This window comes from Streptomyces siamensis, from assembly GCF_039543605.1.
GTDB classification, from domain to species: domain Bacteria; phylum Actinomycetota; class Actinomycetes; order Streptomycetales; family Streptomycetaceae; genus Streptomyces; species Streptomyces siamensis.
In genome coordinates this window covers 605271-621116 of record NZ_BAABKB010000016.1, presented here as the reverse complement: position 1 = coordinate 621116, position 15846 = coordinate 605271, and the positions used below count along the sequence as shown (strand labels likewise).

Here is a 15846-nt window from a genome sequence, read left to right as displayed (position 1 = left end):
TGCAAGTTACCCCCGATGGAGTGAATTCCAGCATGTTCGATTGACATATGTCTTCGATTTAATCGGCGAGTCGCGCCACGGATGCGTGGCGCGGAAGGCCGGCGCGGCTCCGTCCGTCCCTCGGGTCACGGTTCCCAAGTCGCCCTGAAAATATGGATGTTGGCGCCGAAGGGGCTGGTCACGGGCGCGGCGTGCTTCCGTGGCCGGCTCGCCAGGCCCGGGTCAGGCGACGACGAGCACCAGCTTCCCCGCCGTCCGTCCGGTGTCGCCGAGAGCGTGTGCCCCGGCGGCCTCGGCCAGCGGGAAGGTCTCGGCGACCGAGGCACGCAGCTTGCCCGCCTCCACCAGTTCCGCGATCGCCTTCATCCCGGCGTGGTCGGCGTCGACGAGCATCTCGGTCGCGCGCACCCCGGCCTTCTCGGCCTGGGCCGGGAGCTCCTTCGAGCCCTGCGGCAGGATCGTCACCAGGATTCCGCCCTCCCGCAGCGTGCGCAGCGAACGCTGCACATAGTCGCCGCCGACGGTGTCCAGCACGACGTCGACGTCCCGGACCGCCTCGGCGAAGTCGGTGTCCCGGTAGTCGATCAGCTCGTCCGCGCCCAGGCCCCGCACGAAGTCGTGCTTTCCCGCGCTCGCGGTGCCGATCACGTACGCGCCGCGCGCCTTGGCGACCTGCACGGCCACGTGCCCCACGCCGCCGGCCGCGGCGTGGATCAGCACCCGCTGCCCGGGCCGCACGTCCGCCGTCTCCACCAGTGCCTGCCACGCGGTCAGGGACACCAGCGGGAGCGCGCCCGCCTGGACGTGGTCGATGCCGGCCGGCTTGTGCGCGAAGGTGTGGGCCGGCGCGGTCACGTACTCGGCGTGCGAGCCGTGGCCCCACGGGTAGGACAGCATGCCGAAGACCTCGTCGCCGGGCTCGAAGAGGGCGACGCCGATGCCGGTCGCCTCGACGACGCCGGAGACGTCCCAGCCGAGGACGAACGGCGGCTCGCCGAGGAAGCCGCCCGTGGCGCGGTGCTTCCAGTCGGTCGGATTGACGCCGGCGGCGTGCACCCGCACCAGTACCTCGTTGGCGCGGGGCTCGGGGCGCTCCACCCGTACTTCCTTCAGGACCTCGGGGCCGCCGAGAACGTCCTGGCTGATGGCTCGCATCGTGTTCACAGTGCTCATGGTGTCCCAGCGTGCCGGGATCGGCGAGCGAGCCGCCCCAGGCGTACCGGCGCACCTTCCCGGCGACCCCGTACCTGCACCCCCTCGAACGAACCGCGCCTTCGCGGCGTCGAAGGAGGGAGACGGCAGCCGGAGGGCAAGGGGTGGGCATGCGCAAGGGACTCGCGGCGACGATGGTTCTGCTCGGTGCGGCCGCGGTGGGCTGCGGGGACGGGAACGGAGGCGGCCTCGTGGTCACCGGGACACCGCCCGCCACGCCGTACACCGGTCCGCTGACCGTGCCCGTGAAGGAGGCGGCCGGCGAGGACGACGGCGAGGACAGCCCCCGTGCGGTGCAGGCGCGGTCAGGTGCGGCCGGGCGGGCCCTGGAGTGCGACGCGGAGATCTACTCGGGTGGCGGCAGCGACCCGTGGAGCAAGGGCGACGGCGGCTCGACGCCCGAGGAGGGTCTGCGGGCGTTCTTCGACATGGAGCAGCCCGAACTGCCCGAGTCCGGCTACCGGATGGAGCGCAAGGAGAAGGGGCGGGTGTTGTTCTCGTACGACGTCGAGGGACGCACCAAGGTCGCCGTTGTCGTCGCGCTGGACCGTCCGCACCGCCCCGGCTGGGGCCCGGAGACCAGCGCGTCCTGCGATCCGGCCGAACTCCCCGCGAGCTTCACCGACTCGACCTGGTTCGAGATCTGGACCGACCGCGACGGCCGGCGCGTCCCGGTCACGAAGGTGCACAGCTCCGTCGGTGCCGCGCACTGCGACTGGGAGAGCGCACGCTTCCTGGCGATCGGCCGCGGCGAGGACGGCAGGCTCTACGCGCGCGATCCCGAAGGCGTCCTCGACGGCATGCTCACCTCCGCGTACGACCCGGACGGCACCATGCCGGCCGCGGCACGCGACACCGGCTACCGGTTCCACGACTGGCAGTTGTGGCTGACCGCCGGCCGGTCGAAGGCGTACGTCCGCACGCCCGACGGGGTCGAGGTGTGGCCGGCGGTGAAGGAGGGCGTCGGCTGCAAGTGAGCCGTCAGCGACTGCGGTGCAGGGCGACCAGCAACTGCCAGACCTGGTGGGCGATCTCGTCGGCGGTGCCCTCCAGCAGCCCGTGCAGCCAGTCCGCGAGGACCCCCGCGAAGGTGGCCGCGACGGCGGACGCGACGAGCGAGGCGTCCGGGGCGCCCACCAGGGTGCGTTCGGCAAGGCTGCGGGCCCGCAGGTCGCGGTGCAGCACGCTGCCGAGCGGGCCGCCGCCGCCCGGACTCAGCAGCGCACGGTAGAGGGCGGTGTGCGGGGCGAGCCCGGCGAAGAAGGCGAGCAGGGCAGGCGGCGCCGACACCGGATCGGGCCGCCCGCGCCAGGCGTGCAAGGCCTCCACGGCGTCCCGTACGACATCGGCGCAGGCGTCGACGGCGAGCGCCTCCAGGTCCGCGTAGTGCACGTAGAACGTCGCCCGGCCGACCCCGGCCCGGCGCACCAGCGCCGCGACGCCGACCTCCGTCAGCGGCCGCTCGGCGCACTCCTCCAGCAGCGCCCGGCGCAGTCTGGCGCGGGTCCGGGCGGCCCGCGGGTCCCCGGACGTCACCGGGCGATCAGGACGGCGGCCAGGGCGAGCGCGCCGGGCAGGGCCTGTGCGAAGAGGATCCGGCGGTTGGCGGTGACCGCTCCGTACACGCCCGCGACCACGACGCACACAAGGAAGAAGACCTGGACGCGGAAGCCGGTCGGATCGTCCGCGACGAGCCCCCACACCAGCCCCGCCGCCAGGAATCCGTTGTAGAGCCCCTGGTTGGCGGCCAGCGGTGCGGTGGCCCGGGCCATCTCGGGGTCGAACCCGTGCAGGCCCCGTCCCGGCGCGCGCTCCCACAGGAACATCTCCAGGACCAGGATGTACGCGTGCAGCGCGGCCACCAGCCCCACCAGCACGTTCGCGACCGTCTCCATCGTCAGCGGGCTCCGTCGTCTCGTATTTCTTGGACAGCTGTCCACTATAGCTGGACAACAGTCCAGGAAATATGCCGGGGAGGTCACACGGCACCTCCGGTTGTGGCCTCCGCCGTCGGGGTAGCGATGCACGGGATTTCCGTTACCTGAGGGGGAGTTGACGTGTCGGGCAGCCTCGCGCCGGCCGGCTGGAGCGGGAGTGAGCGGAGGATGTGGGCCGCCTTCCGGCGAGGGGAGTGGTTCACGCACCGGGGCGAGGTGCGGGCCCGCGTCGTGCGGAGACTCCTGCTGGCGCCACCGCAGGCCGAGGCGGGACATGTGCCGCGGCTCAGGCTCAGGAACGTGTCGATCACCGGCCGGCTCGATCTGGCCGAGGCCGTCCTCGCGGGGACCCTGCGGCTGCACGGCTGCCGGTTCGAACAGGCTCCCTGCCTCGACGGCGCCACCCTCGGGGCGCTGGAGATGCGCGACTGCGAGCTGCCCGGACTGTCGGCCGTGGGTGTCACGATCGGTTGGAAGTGCGAGATCGCCGGGTGCGAGGTGCGCGGGCCCATCGACCTCTACGGCGCCTCGATCGGCGGCACCCTGCGGCTGGAGGGCAGCCGGCTGACGGGGCACGGGGAGCGGCGGGGCGAGGGCGCCCTGCAACTGCTGTGCGCCACCGTCGGAGGCGACGTCCAGGCGGGCACGGGACTGCGCGTCGACGGCTGCACCGACCTCAGGGACACTTCCGTCCGCGGCAGCGTCGTACTCAAGCGCGCCGAACTGCGCAACCCGGACGGCGCGGCCCTGAGGGCCAACCGGCTCCACATAGGAGGGGACTTCAACTGCCGGGGCGGCCTCGTCGCCGAAGGCACCGTCGATCTGTGCGACGCCCGCGTCGGCGGCGGCGCGCTCTTCCAGGAGGCCCTGCTCGACTCACGGCACGGACCCGCGCTGCGGGCTCACGGCATAGACGTCGGCGCCGAGTTCAACCTGTGCGACGGGTTCACGGCGCGCGGCAGGGTCTCCATGAGCAGCATCACCGTACGCAGCCGTCTGTCCTTCAAGGACGCCCTCATCGAGGCGCCCGCCGGTCAGGCCGCCCTGATCAGCCGCCGCTCCACCGCCTCCGAGCTCGACCTGCGCTTCCGTGAGCCGGTGAAGGGCACCGTCGACCTCAGCCACACCCGGGTCACCGTGCTGAAGGGCACCCCGCCGCGCTGGCCCGTGGCCCTGCGCATGGAGGGGGTGGTCTACGACAGCCTGCTGCCCCAACTCCCCGCCGCACAGCGGCTTCCGCTGCTCATGCGCGATCCCGAGGGATTCACCCCCCAGCCCTACGAGCAACTGGCCGCCTCCTACCGTCTGCACGGTCACGACGGCGACGCCCGCACGGTGCTCCTCGCCAAACAGCGGCGCCAGCACACCACGCTGCCGTGGCCGGGCCGGGTGTGGGGCGGCCTCCAGGACATCACCCTCGGCTACGGCTACCGGCCGATGCGGGCGGTGTGGTGGCTGTGCGCGATCATGCTCAGCGGCAGCCTGCTGTTCACCCGCTGGCCCCCACAGGCGGTCGACCCGGGCAAGCCACCCCACTTCCAGGCCGCGATCTACACCTTCGACCTCGTGCTGCCGCTCGTCGACTTCGGCCAGGAGCAGGCGTTCAGTCCGCGCGGCGCACTCCAGTGGGCGGCCGTGGTCCTCGTGTGCCTGGGCTGGCTGCTCGCGACGACGGCCGCTGCGGCCGCCAACCGGACCTTGCGCAGGGCGTGACGGCTCGCGCGCACCTGCCGTGCCCACCGGGCTCAGCCGGACCAGGCCTTCCCGTCCGCCGGTCTCAGCGCGACTCGGCGGCCATGACCGCCCGGCTCAGCGCGACTCGGCGGCCATGACCGCCCGGCTCAGCGCGACTCGGCGGCCATGACCGCCTGGCTCAGCGCGACTCGGCCGCGATGACCGCCCGGCTCAGCGCGACTCGGCCGCCGTGCGCAAGGTCAGTGCCCGAAGGGCGAGCTGCATCTCGAACTGGGCTGCCGGATCGTGCAGTTGGTCCCCGAACAACTCGTCCAGCTGGCGCATCCGATAACGCACCGTCTGCGGATGCACGGCGAGCCGCGCCGCCACCTCGCTCGCGTTGTGCCCGCACTGGAGCCAGCTGAGCAGCGTCTCCGCCAGCCGCTCCCGCTGCGGCGAACGCATCTCCACCAGTGGCCCGAGCCGTCGCTCGGCCATCGCGTCGACCAGAGCCTCGTCGCGGAAGAGCAGGAGCGTCGCCAGATGGTCCTGGCAGCGCACCGGCTCCGCACCCGGCAGGATGCCGCGCCGCGCCAGATCCAGCGCCTCGGTCGCCCAGCGCCAGGACCGCGCGCCCTCCTGGAGCGCCACGGTCGGACCCATCGCCGCACGCAGTCCGTGCAGCGCTCCGGCGACCGCCCGTGCCCTGCCCGGCCCGTCCGGGTCGGGCACGACCAGCACGGCGGGCTGGACGTCGAACCGTGCCAGGAACTCCGCGGGCACGATCGGCCGTACCGCCCCCGGCCGCGCCCCCTGGTCGACCGCGACGACCGCGAGGGCCCGGGGCACCGGCCAGCGCGCCGAGTGCGCGAGATCGCTGATCGCCTCGGCCGACGCCGGCGGATCCGCTGTGAGCAGGTCGACCAGCCGACTGCGCCGCTGCTGCAACTCCCCGGCCGCGTGCAGCCGCGCCTCCGTGTAGCCCGCCGTCGTCGCCGCCGCCATCTCGTCCAGGTGCAGGAACAGCGCCTCGCCGAGGGCGGCCAGCACCTCGCGGGGCAGCAACTCCGCGTCGACCAGCGCGTTCACCCGCCGCCAGGTCACCCGCGCGCCGAGGCGCAGCGCGGACTGGAACGAGTCGAGACTTCGCCCCTCCTCCGCCTCGCCCCGCCCGATCCTCAGGTACGTCGCCTTCACCGGCTCCCAGTCGGTGTCCGGCTTCGCCATCCGCTCCAGGAACCCCTGCAACGCGTGCTGCACACCCTGGTGCACGACATGCATGTACGTGTCGTCGGTCGGCCGGGCGTACTCGGGGATCTCGGTCCTGATGGCCCGTACGACCTCTTCGGCGATGTCGGCGAAGAAGGGCCTGAGGTGGTCGTGCAGGTCCGAAGGGAACACCTTGAACGGACCGTTGGGCTCGTCGTCCACGGCTCGGGCTCCTCCTGCGCACGGGATCAGGGGCTCCGAGACGATACGACAGGCGACCCGTCCCGGCTCATCCACCGCGGACGGACATAAGGGTGCGGTTCGTCACATCGCCTTTGTCAGCGAGCTGACAGAAGCGGCATGACGAACTGTCAGCGGACCGTCTAACTCGACCGGCGTCCGTCGGCGGAGGCTGGGGGAGACCACCCACCGCTCGCCTCCAGGGCGCAACAGCACTGCCCTCCCCACGAGTTGGAGCCATCATGACCGCAGCCCGGCCCGGGGCCGACGCCTTGCTCACGGACCATCTGCGGTACTGGGCCCGCCGGCGCCCCCAGCAGTGCGCCTTCCGGCACGTCGAGTTCGCCGGCTCCGCCTCCGAGGGACGGCACCGGACCCTGGGCTGGCGTGCCATGGACGCCCGCGCCCGCGCCGTCGCCGCCCGTCTGGTGACCCTCGCGGCGCCCGGCGACCGGGCCGCCCTGCTCATGCCGCAGGGCCTCGACTACGCGGCGGCCTTCCTCGGCTGTCTCTACGCCCGGGTGATCGCGGTCCCGTTGTCCAGGCCACAACTCGCGGGCCACGACGCCCGACTGGCCGGCGTGCTCGCCGACTGCGAACCCGCCGTCCTGCTCTGCGACTCCGCCGACCTCATCTCCGTCGAGGCGTTCGCGCTGGACCACGACCTGCCCGCGGTGCCGGTCGTGCCCGTGGACCACCTGCCCATCCAGCGTTTCGGGTTCGACGAGTACGAGTCCGTGCCGGATCCCGACGAGACCGCCTACCTCCAGTACACCTCCGGTTCCACCCGCGACCCGGCCGGCGTGATGATCAGCCACGCCAACCTGGCGGCCAACGCCCGCCAGGCCCTTCACACGTTCGTCGACGACCCCGGGGCCACCACGGCCGTCGGCTGGCTGCCCCTCTTCCACGACATGGGTCTCGTCCTCAGCGTCGTCGCTCCCGTCATGGGCGGATTCCAGTCCGTCCTGATGGATCCCGTCGCGTTCCTGGAGGACCCGGCACGCTGGCTCCGCCTGCTCGGCTCGTACGACGGCACCGTGAGCGCGGCGCCGAACTTCGCGTACGACTACTGCGTGGCCCGCTCCGGTCCCGGCGCCGCCGAAACCCTGCGGCTGGACCGGGTGCACGTCCTGATCAACGGCGGGGAGCCGGTACGGCCGGGGACCATCGACCGCTTTCACGCGGCGTTCGCGCCCGCGGGGCTGGACCCGGCGACCCACCGGCCCGCGTACGGACTCGCGGAGGCCACCGTGCTGGTGACGGCCCAGGCCCGTGCGGCGGCCCCCACGACGGTGCGGTGCGACGCCGAAGCGCTCGCGGCCGGGCGCATCGAAGCGGCGTCGGAACGGACGACGCCGGAGCGCGGCGTGGCCGAACTCGTCGCGTGCGGCCCGCCGGCCGGACAGCAACTGCTGATCGTCGGGCCCGAGGGCGAAGAGCTGCCGGAGGACCAGGTCGGTGAGATCCGCCTGACGGGCCCCAACATCGCCCGCGGCTACTGGAAACGGGCCGATCCCACCCCCTTCGACCCGCGGGGCCGTCTGCGCACCGGCGATCTGGGCGCCCTGCACGACGGGCGGCTCCTGGTCACCGGACGCCTCAAGGACCTGATCGTCGTCGACGGACGCAACCACTACCCCCAGGACATCGAGGAGACCGTGCGCACCACCCTGGACCTCGTACGCCGGGACCGGCTGGCCGCGTTCGGGGCACCCCGCGCGGACGGCACCGGGGAGGAACTCGTCGTCGTCGCGGAGTACGGCCGGGACACCGAACCCACGCCGGAGGAGCTGCGCGACGCCGAACACACCGTGCGTGCCGCCGTGTCGGCGCGCCACGGGCTGCGTCTGGGATCGCTGCTCCTGGTCCCTCCGGGCTCGGTGCCGCGCACCAGCAGCGGCAAGGTGGCGCGCGCGGCCGGCCGGGCCCGGTTCCTGGAAGGGGGGTTCGACCACCGATGAGCCCCTCGCGGACCGAGATCCGGGCCGTGGTCGCCGGGCGGCTGCGCTCCTGGTACGCCCTCGAACCCGGCGAGATCGCCGACGACCGCCCGCTGGCCGAACTGGGTCTCACCTCGTGCGACGCGGTGACCCTGACGGCTCTGCTCGGCGAGGTCGTCGGACGACGGCTGCCGGAGACCCTGCTGGGGGACGTGCAGACGATCGACGCGCTCGTGGAGCGACTGACACGGGAACGGCCGGACGGACCCGGGGCGCCGTGGCACGGCCCGCGGGCGGAACGGGACGCGGACCGGGCCGCCGTGGCCGTCGTCGGTGTGGGCTGCCGTTTCCCCGGCGGTGCCGACACTCCCGACGCGTACTGGCGTCTGCTCCGCGAAGGCCGCGACGCGGTCGGCGCACTCCCGGACGACCGCCGGGAGGCCCGCCCGCACCCGGCCGTCGCACCACGCTCCGGCGGCACGCCGAACGAGGGCCCGCCGAACGAGGGCACGCCCCACGGCGGTTTCCTCGACGACATGGCGGGTTTCGACGCGGACTTCTTCCACATCGGCGCGGACGAGGCCGCCGCGATGGATCCGCAGCACCGCGTGCTCCTCGAAGTGGCCCGCGAGGCCCTCGACCACGCGGCGCTGCCGGTGACACGCCTCGCGGGCACCCGCACCGGGGTCTTTGTCGGCATCAGCGGCAGCGAGTACGCCCAGGTCACGGCCGGCGCGCCGGACGCCTGGACGACGGCGGGCAGCGCGCCGGGCGTCGCGGCGGCCCGTCTCTCCCACGCCCTGGACCTGCGCGGCCCGAGCCTGGCCGTCGACACGGCGTGCTCCTCCGCGCTCGTCGCCGTGCACCACGCCGTACGGAGTCTGGCGACGGGGGAGAGCGACACCGCGCTCGCCGCCGGTGTGAGCCTGCTGCTCACGCCCCGCGCCCCGCACCGGGCGGGCGCGCCCGCGACGGACGGCCGCCGCGGGGCGTTCGACGCCGGGGCCGACGGGACCGTACGCGGTGAGGGCTGCGGTGTCGTCGTGCTGAAGCGCCTCGCGGACGCCGAACGCGACGGGGACCGGGTGCTGGCGCTCGTCCGGTCGACCGCCGTCAACTCCGACGGGCGCTCCGGCGGCCCGGCGGCACCCAACGCGGACGCCCGGCGCGCCCTCCTCGCCGAGGCGCACCCCGACCCCGCTGACGTGGACTACGTGGAGACGCACGGCCTCGGCACCCCGCAGGGCGATCCCGCCGAGGCGTGTGCCCTCGCCGCGGCGCTGGTCTCCGCGCGCACGCCGGACCGGCCGCTGCTCATCGGCTCGGTCAGGGCGAACCTGGGACACCTCCGGGCAGCGGCCGGCATCGCCGGGCTGATCAAGACCGTACTGGCCCTCCAGCACGGTGAGATACCGCCGCACCCGCATGTCACCCAGGCCGTCACCGGTGCAGGCCTGTTGGCACCGGGCCTGCGCGTGGTCACCTCGACCGAGCCGTGGCCGCGCCACTCGGGTACGGCCACCGCAGGTGTGTCGGCCTTCGGATACAGCGGCACGAACGCACACGTCGTCCTCACCGAGCACCGCGCGCGCCCCCGGCCGCGGGGCCCCCGGACCGGGCCCGCGCTGCTGCTGCTCGACGCGCCCAGCCCGGAACGCGTGCGTGCGTACGCCGGTGAGCTCGCCGACTGGCTCCGTGCCGGACCCGGGGTGCGCGACGCCGACCTGGCCCGCACCCTGGCCGGCCGCACAGGGCGCGGACACCACCGTGCTGCCGTGGTGACCCGAGGCCGTGCCGCGACGGTGGAGGCGCTGAGCCGTCTGGCCGCGGACGAGAGGTCCCCGCACGTGGTGACCGGCGCGGCGGACCCCCGTGACGGCGCCGGGGCCGTGTGGATCTTCCCGGGCGACGGCTGCCCGTGGCCGGGCGCCGGCCATGAACTCCTGGAAACGGAACCGGCGTTCGCGGACGCCGTCGAGCGCCTGGAACCACTGCTGCGCTGGCACGCGGGCATCTCCCTTGCCGAGGGCCTGCAAGCGGACGCCGACCTCTCCTCACCCGCCGTCGCGATGCCCGTCCTCTACGGTCTCCAGCTCGGCCTCGCCGCACTGTGGCGCTCTTTCGGGCTCGAACCCGCCGCCGTGATCGGTCACGCGGCGGGAGAGATCGCCGCGGCGGTCGTGTCGGGGGCCATCGACCCCGTCACCGGGGCGCGGATCGTCGCCGCGCGCTGTCGGCTCCGCGCCGGTCCGGGGGCCGACGGACCGACCCCGTCGGCAGGCCGACCGACGGCAAACGCCGACGACCTGTATCAGCCGGAACTCGTCCACAGGGCACAGGAGTTCACTCGGCAGCTGGGCGATCTGCCGGCGGCCGCCCCGGGCTGCGCCCGTTACTCGGCCTCGCTCGCCGACCCCCGGGACGCCCGGTACGACAGCGCGCACTGGGAGGCGAACCTGACCGGGCCCGCCCGCTTGCCCGAGGCCCTCGGCGCGGCGGCGGAGGACGGCCACCGCGTCTTCGTGGAGATCACCCCGAACACAGCAGGGCCGCAGCAGCCGGCCGGCACGCTCGTCGTCCCCACCCTGCGGGAGAACACCGACGACGCCCTCGCCTTCGGCACCGCGCTCGCCACCCTCCTCGTCAACGGCGTCCGTGTACCGGACCTGCGTGAACGCCTCGCAGGCCGTATCGCGGACGTGCCGCCGCCCCGCTGGCGCCATCGCCGCCACTGGTTCGGCGAGCGGACCCCTTCGGCCTCCGGGCGGGAGGCCGCGCTCGCCGCGACGGACGGCGAGCGCGGGTCGTCCGACGGACGGCGAGCACGGGTCGTCCGACGGCGGGGTCGGTGACGACGTGGGCGGGCGTGGGGTCGAGAAGGATCCCTACGACGCTGCCCTGCGTGCGCAGCGGTGGGGGTGTGGTGGGGGAGCCCGAGATCATTCGGCACCCCTGGTACTTGATCGCATCCGACGTCCTGGACGCCCCGCATCGTTTGCTACTGCGTTGTCGGCGTGGGGATTTGTCGACGTGGCCGCGCCCGCCGGAGCGTGACCGAACACTCACGGGTGCCGGATGGGGGAGTTGATCCTTTAGGTGTCCAACCCGATAAGCTCCCCTGCGGCGCTGCGAGTTGACGCGAACACACTCGGTCGTCTCGCCCGGCGTTCCCCGACGCGTACGGCGCCTGCACACTCCCCCCGTTCGAGCGTGTTGCTTTCGAAGGATGCAGATGGAACTTGCCACTCCGCCCCCGGCGGCGCGGGCACCCGTCGCCTGGTACAGCTGGTGGCTCATGCCCCTCGCCTTAGGCGCAGGCACGGTCGCCACCGCGGTCGCGGGCCCCGACCAGGTCCAGATACCCGCCACGTTCGCCGGCGCCGCGGCCACCGCGGCCGGTGCCGCCTGTGTGCGCCTCCTCGTCCGCACGCAGTCCCAGTTGCGCCGCACCAACGGTGAGTTCCGCGCCTCGCAGGCCGAGCACTCGCAGCAGTGGCAGCAGCATGTGGCCGGTCTGGAACGGAAGTTCACCGCAGAGCGATCCGGCCTCGAACACCGACTGGCCGAGCAGGCGCAGGCCTTCGAGGCCCGGCTCACCGAGGAGACCCAGGCCTACGAGAGCCGGCTGGCCGAAGAGGCGAAGGCGTACGAGACCCGGCTCGTCTCGGAGGGCCAGGGCTACGAGGCACGCCTCACCACCGAGGCCGAGGTCTGGCAGGAGCAACTCGCCCTGCAGCAGGCCGCCGTGGCGCGACTCGCCGACGTCCAGCTGCCCGAGGCGCTCAAGCGGCTGCGCTCGGGCGAAGCCATCGACGACATCCTGGCGGAGCTCGCCGAGGAATCCGAGGCGGGCCCCGAGCTGCGCGGCGAGCTGCGCAAGGTCCTGCGCACCGCGCTGATCGGCATGGAGGAGGAGTTCGACCGCTCCACCTCGGCCGAACAGGCCGTCATCAGCATCGGCAGCCGCATCCATGTGCTGACCAGCAAACTGCGCGGACGCCTGCACGAGATGCAGGGCGAGCACGGGCGGCTGCCCGCGGTCGCCAGCGGCCTCATGGAGCTCGACCAGGAGATCGGCCCGGCCGACTGTCTCGCCGCCAGCATCGGCGTGCTCGGCGGCTCGGACCGGCCCGGACGCCAGTGGCAGGAACCGCAGCGGCTGCTGAGCGTGGTCCGCGGCGGCATCGGCCGCATCAAGGACTTCGACCGGATCCAGGTCCGTCACCTGCCCGAACTCGGCGTCGACGGCGGCCTGGTGGACCATCTGACGCTGATCTTCGCCCACCTCCTCGACAACGCGGCGCGCTACTCGCCGCCCACCGAGCCCGTGGTCGTCTCCGGCAAGGAGGTCCCCAACGGCGTCGGCATCGAGATCCAGGACTCGGGCAAGGGCCTGAGCGAGGAGAAGAAGCGCGAGGCCGAGCAGTCCCTCACGGGCACCGCCGCGGGCCCCGGCCTCGGCGGCATCTCGGAGGACGCCAACCTCGGCCTGCGGGTCGTCGGCACCCTGGCGCGCCGCTACGGCATCCGTGTCACCTTCGCGGACTCGCCGTGGCTCGGCACCTCGGTGGTCGTCGTGGTCCCGCACAAGTACTTCAGCCCGCTGCCCGCCGCCGTCACCGACCCGGCTCCGGCCGCCGCCGCGACCGCACCGAGCACCGAGCCCACGACGCCCGCACCGACCACCGAGGACATGGACACCACTCCCGGCGGTCTGCCCCGGCGCAGGAGCAGGCGCAGTGACGCGACGACGGCGGACCGGCCGAGGCCTGCCGGACGTACGGAGGAGAACGTGGCCGCCGTACCGCCGGACGCGTCCTTCGCCGGCCTCGCCGCCTTCGCCACCGCCGGACGCGAGAGCGAACCGGCGCGCGGGACGACCGCGGACCGAGACCCGGCAGCCGGCGGCGAGCAGACCGCCGGGCCCGAGTTCAACGAGCACCGCACTGAAGAGAGCGACTAGTCCCATGACGCAACAGGGAACCGACGTGAGCTGGGCGCTCCGCGATCTGACGGAGAGCATCCAGGAGATCCGCTTCGCCCTCGTGGCATCGAGCGACGGCAAGGCCATCACCTCCTACGGCGCCGACGACCCCGACGACGTGGACCGTTTCGCCGCCGTGGTCGCCGGCCTCCAGGCGCTGGCCCAGCCCGTGGCCGAGCAGTTCCCCCAGTACGCGGGGCAGTTGCGGCTCGCGATGATCGAGGTCGACGGCGGCCACCTGTTCGTGGTGCGGGCCGGCGTGGAGACGTACCTGGGTGTGCTCGCGAAGGAAGGCCTCGACCAGGGCCTCCTCGGCCATCAGATGAGGGACCTGGCCCGCAGGATGGGTGAGCTTCTGGGCACCACTCCGCGCCTGGAGGAGCACTCTGGATGAGTGCTCCCCGCCCGCCCACGGACCCGTCCGGTCTCGAGCGCTACTACGTCCTCACCGGGGGCCGCAGCGGACCGGGCGGTTCGGCGTCGAGCCTCGACGTGGCGACCCTGATCGTCTCCCGCGCCGCCGCCGTCCCCGGCATGCAGCACGAGCACGAGGAGATCATCCGGCGCTGCCGCGATCCGCTGTCGGTGGCCGAACTCGGCGCCCACCTCGGATTGCCCTTCAACATTCTCGCGGTGCTCCTGGCCGATCTGCTGGACGCAGGCCGCGTCGAAGCCCGTCATCCCATCCCGGCGTCAGGCGCCGGCAGCGGGCCCGACCTCGCGCTCCTTGAGGAGGTACTCAGTGGACTTCAAAGGCTTTGACCACCCCGACCGGCAGACGGCCGGGGGCCCCCGCTCGGTGAAGGTGATGATCGCCGGCGGCTTCGGCACCGGCAAGACCACCATGGTGCGGTCCGTCAGCGACATCAAGCCGCTGACCACCGAGGAGACACTGACCCAGGCCAGCGTGGACGTCGACAACCTGATCGGGGTGGCGGACAAGCAGGAGACCACCGTCAGCCTCGACTTCGGCAAGATCGGCATCAACGACCAGCTGGTGCTCTACCTGTTCGGGACGCCGGGCCAGGAGAGGTTCTGGTTCCTGTGGAACGGTCTGTTCAAGGGTGCCCTCGGTGCGGTGGTCCTGGTCGACACCCGGCGGCTGGCCTCCAGCTTCCGGGCCATCGAGGAGATGGAACGGCAGAACGTGCCGTTCGTCATCGCCCTGAACGTCTTCCCGGACTCCAAGGACCACCCGATCGAGGAGATCCGCGACGCCCTGGACATATCTCCGCACACCCCGATCGTGGCCTGCGACGCCCGCGACCGTGCTTCCAGCCGTGACGTGCTGATCGCCCTGATACGCCACCTGCAGGAACGCTCTGCCGCCGCAATGGAGCCCCGATGAACGACCAGCCCTCAAACGGTCCCGACGCCCCCCGCGGCTGCCCCGTCGCCCACGGCGGCGCGAGCGACACCACCCGGCTGTACGGGCCGGAGGCCGCGCTCGATCCGCAGGGGATCTACGCGCGGCTGCGCAAGGAGTACGGGGCCGTCGCCCCCATACTCCTGGAGGGCGACATACCCGCCTGGCTGGTCCTCGGCTACCGGGAGAACCGCCGGGTGCTCGACAACGCGCGGCAGTTCAGCCGTGACGCGCGCATCTGGCGGGACTGGAAGGACGGCCGCATCGAGGCCACTTCCCCGTTGATCCAGATGCTCGGCTGGCGCCCCGACTGCGTGTCCCAGGACGGCGAGCCGCACCGCAGGCTGCGCGGGGCCGTCACGGACAACCTCCAGACGGTCGCGGGCCGCGGGATCCGGCGCCACATCACGCATTTCGCCAACAAGCAGATCGACGCGTTCGCGGACGAGGGCACCGCCGATCTGGTGGCCGACTACGCCGAGTACCTGCCGATGCTCGTCCTCACCCGGCTGTTCGGGCTGCCGGCCGGCGAGGGGCACAGTCTGGCCGTCTCCTGCGCCCAGGTCATCAAGGGTGGCGAGGACGCCGTGGTGCACAACGGCCGCATCATGGAGATCCTCGGCGAACTCGCCGAGCGCAAGAAGGAGGAGCCGGGCGCCGACTTCACCACCGGACTGCTCGGCCACGACGCGGACCTCGACGACGACGAGGTCCTCAGTCATCTGCGGCTGGTGCTGATCACCGCGCACACCACGACCAGCAACCTGCTGGCCCGGGTGCTTCAACTGGTGCTCACCGACACCTCCCGGCTCGCCGGACTCGTCAGCGGCCAGCTGAACGTCTCCGCGGTGGTGGAGGAGGTCATGTGGAACACACCGCCGCTGGCCGTGCTCCCGGGCCGCTTCGCCACCGTCGACCTCGAACTGGGCGGCCACCACATCAAGGAGGGCGACCTCCTGGTGCTCGGCCTCACGGCCGGCAACCTCGATCCGGAGATCCGGCCCGACGCGGGTGTGTCCGTCCAGGGCAACCAGTCGCACCTGGCCTTCAGCGGTGGCGCCCACGAGTGCCCCGGCCAGAACATCGGCCAGGCCATCATCGAGACCGCCGTCGACGTCCTCCTGCACCGGCTGCCGGGCCTGCGTCTGGCCGTGTCGGCCGACGAGCTCACCTCGACCGCCTCCACCTGGGAGGCCCGGCTCGACCGGCTGCCGGTGGAGTTCGCGGCACAGGCCACGACGGTCTGACCGCCCGCTCGCGCTGCCCGGCCGGACCGCTCCG

The 15846-nt window shown here is 72.9% G+C and carries 13 protein-coding genes; 9 read left to right on the top strand and 4 right to left on the bottom strand.

Features of this window, described 5'->3' with window-relative positions:
* Window positions 1–222 precede the first annotated feature (222 nt).
* Entirely contained in the window at window positions 223–1173 is a 951-nt protein-coding gene (locus tag ABEB03_RS23325) for an NADP-dependent oxidoreductase (RefSeq protein ID WP_345652601.1), read from the bottom strand.
* Window positions 1174–1322: 149 nt separating this feature from the next.
* Between ABEB03_RS23325 and ABEB03_RS23320 the strand changes: the two genes are divergently transcribed.
* On the top strand, window positions 1323–2189 hold the full coding sequence (locus tag ABEB03_RS23320) for a hypothetical protein (protein WP_345652598.1): 867 nt from the start codon (window positions 1323–1325) through the stop codon (window positions 2187–2189).
* Between the two features lie 4 nt (window positions 2190–2193).
* On the opposite strand, the gene ABEB03_RS23315 is transcribed toward ABEB03_RS23320, so the two are convergent.
* Window positions 2194–2748, bottom strand: coding sequence for a TetR/AcrR family transcriptional regulator (locus tag ABEB03_RS23315; RefSeq protein ID WP_345652595.1), 555 nt, complete (start codon window positions 2746–2748; stop codon window positions 2194–2196).
* Window positions 2745–3107, bottom strand: a complete 363-nt coding sequence (locus ABEB03_RS23310; RefSeq protein ID WP_345652592.1) for a DUF1304 domain-containing protein — start codon at window positions 3105–3107, stop codon at window positions 2745–2747. The genes ABEB03_RS23315 and ABEB03_RS23310 overlap by 4 nt, the downstream gene beginning before the upstream one ends.
* 162 nt (window positions 3108–3269) lie before the next feature.
* Here ABEB03_RS23310 and ABEB03_RS23305 point away from each other — a divergent pair, with 162 nt between their 5' ends.
* Window positions 3270–4862, top strand: a complete 1593-nt coding sequence (locus ABEB03_RS23305; protein WP_345652590.1) for an oxidoreductase — start codon at window positions 3270–3272, stop codon at window positions 4860–4862.
* A 192-nt stretch (window positions 4863–5054) separates the two neighbouring features.
* Here the strand turns inward: ABEB03_RS23305 and ABEB03_RS23300 are convergent, their stop codons facing one another.
* Window positions 5055–6254: a PucR family transcriptional regulator gene (locus ABEB03_RS23300; RefSeq protein ID WP_345652587.1), complete on the bottom strand. Its 1200-nt coding sequence runs from the start codon at window positions 6252–6254 to the stop codon at window positions 5055–5057.
* A 260-nt stretch (window positions 6255–6514) separates the two neighbouring features.
* Here ABEB03_RS23300 and ABEB03_RS23295 point away from each other — a divergent pair, with 260 nt between their 5' ends.
* From ABEB03_RS23295 to ABEB03_RS23265, 7 genes are all read left to right on the top strand, one after another.
* Window positions 6515–8236 (top strand): fatty acyl-AMP ligase, encoded by a 1722-nt coding sequence (locus tag ABEB03_RS23295; protein ID WP_345652584.1) that lies wholly within the window; start codon window positions 6515–6517, stop codon window positions 8234–8236.
* A complete protein-coding gene (locus tag ABEB03_RS23290; protein ID WP_345652581.1) occupies window positions 8233–11067 on the top strand; it encodes a type I polyketide synthase in 2835 nt (944 codons plus the stop codon). The genes ABEB03_RS23295 and ABEB03_RS23290 overlap by 4 nt, the downstream gene beginning before the upstream one ends.
* Window positions 11068–11447: 380 nt before the next feature.
* A complete protein-coding gene (locus tag ABEB03_RS23285; RefSeq protein WP_345652577.1) occupies window positions 11448–13178 on the top strand; it encodes a sensor histidine kinase in 1731 nt (576 codons plus the stop codon).
* A gap of 4 nt (window positions 13179–13182) precedes the next feature.
* Window positions 13183–13593 (top strand): roadblock/LC7 domain-containing protein, encoded by a 411-nt coding sequence (locus ABEB03_RS23280; protein WP_028798637.1) that lies wholly within the window; start codon window positions 13183–13185, stop codon window positions 13591–13593.
* Window positions 13590–13961 carry a DUF742 domain-containing protein gene (locus tag ABEB03_RS23275; protein ID WP_028798636.1) on the top strand — a complete coding sequence of 124 codons (372 nt, stop codon included), beginning with the start codon at window positions 13590–13592 and terminating at the stop codon, window positions 13959–13961. Before ABEB03_RS23280 ends, ABEB03_RS23275 begins: the two co-directional genes overlap by 4 nt.
* Window positions 13942–14547, top strand: coding sequence for a GTP-binding protein (locus tag ABEB03_RS23270; RefSeq protein ID WP_028798635.1), 606 nt, complete (start codon window positions 13942–13944; stop codon window positions 14545–14547). The genes ABEB03_RS23275 and ABEB03_RS23270 overlap by 20 nt, the downstream gene beginning before the upstream one ends.
* Window positions 14544–15812: a cytochrome P450 gene (locus tag ABEB03_RS23265; RefSeq protein ID WP_345652562.1), complete on the top strand. Its 1269-nt coding sequence runs from the start codon at window positions 14544–14546 to the stop codon at window positions 15810–15812. The genes ABEB03_RS23270 and ABEB03_RS23265 overlap by 4 nt, the downstream gene beginning before the upstream one ends.
* Window positions 15813–15846 lie beyond the last annotated feature (34 nt).

Bases quoted from the DNA above. Each gene is read 5' to 3' on its own strand.
- ABEB03_RS23325 (WP_345652601.1), bottom strand. From the start codon at position 1,173: ATGAGCACTGTGAACACGATGCGAGCCATCAGCCAGGACGTTCTCGGC.
- ABEB03_RS23320 (WP_345652598.1), top strand. From the start codon at position 1,323: ATGCGCAAGGGACTCGCGGCGACGATGGTTCTGCTCGGTGCGGCCGCG.
- ABEB03_RS23290 (WP_345652581.1), top strand. From the start codon at position 8,233: ATGAGCCCCTCGCGGACCGAGATCCGGGCCGTGGTCGCCGGGCGGCTG.
- ABEB03_RS23295 (WP_345652584.1), top strand. From the start codon at position 6,515: ATGACCGCAGCCCGGCCCGGGGCCGACGCCTTGCTCACGGACCATCTG.
- ABEB03_RS23280 (WP_028798637.1), top strand. From the start codon at position 13,183: ATGACGCAACAGGGAACCGACGTGAGCTGGGCGCTCCGCGATCTGACG.
- ABEB03_RS23310 (WP_345652592.1), bottom strand. From the start codon at position 3,107: ATGGAGACGGTCGCGAACGTGCTGGTGGGGCTGGTGGCCGCGCTGCAC.
- ABEB03_RS23285 (WP_345652577.1), top strand. From the start codon at position 11,448: ATGGAACTTGCCACTCCGCCCCCGGCGGCGCGGGCACCCGTCGCCTGG.
- ABEB03_RS23265 (WP_345652562.1), top strand. From the start codon at position 14,544: ATGAACGACCAGCCCTCAAACGGTCCCGACGCCCCCCGCGGCTGCCCC.
- ABEB03_RS23275 (WP_028798636.1), top strand. From the start codon at position 13,590: ATGAGTGCTCCCCGCCCGCCCACGGACCCGTCCGGTCTCGAGCGCTAC.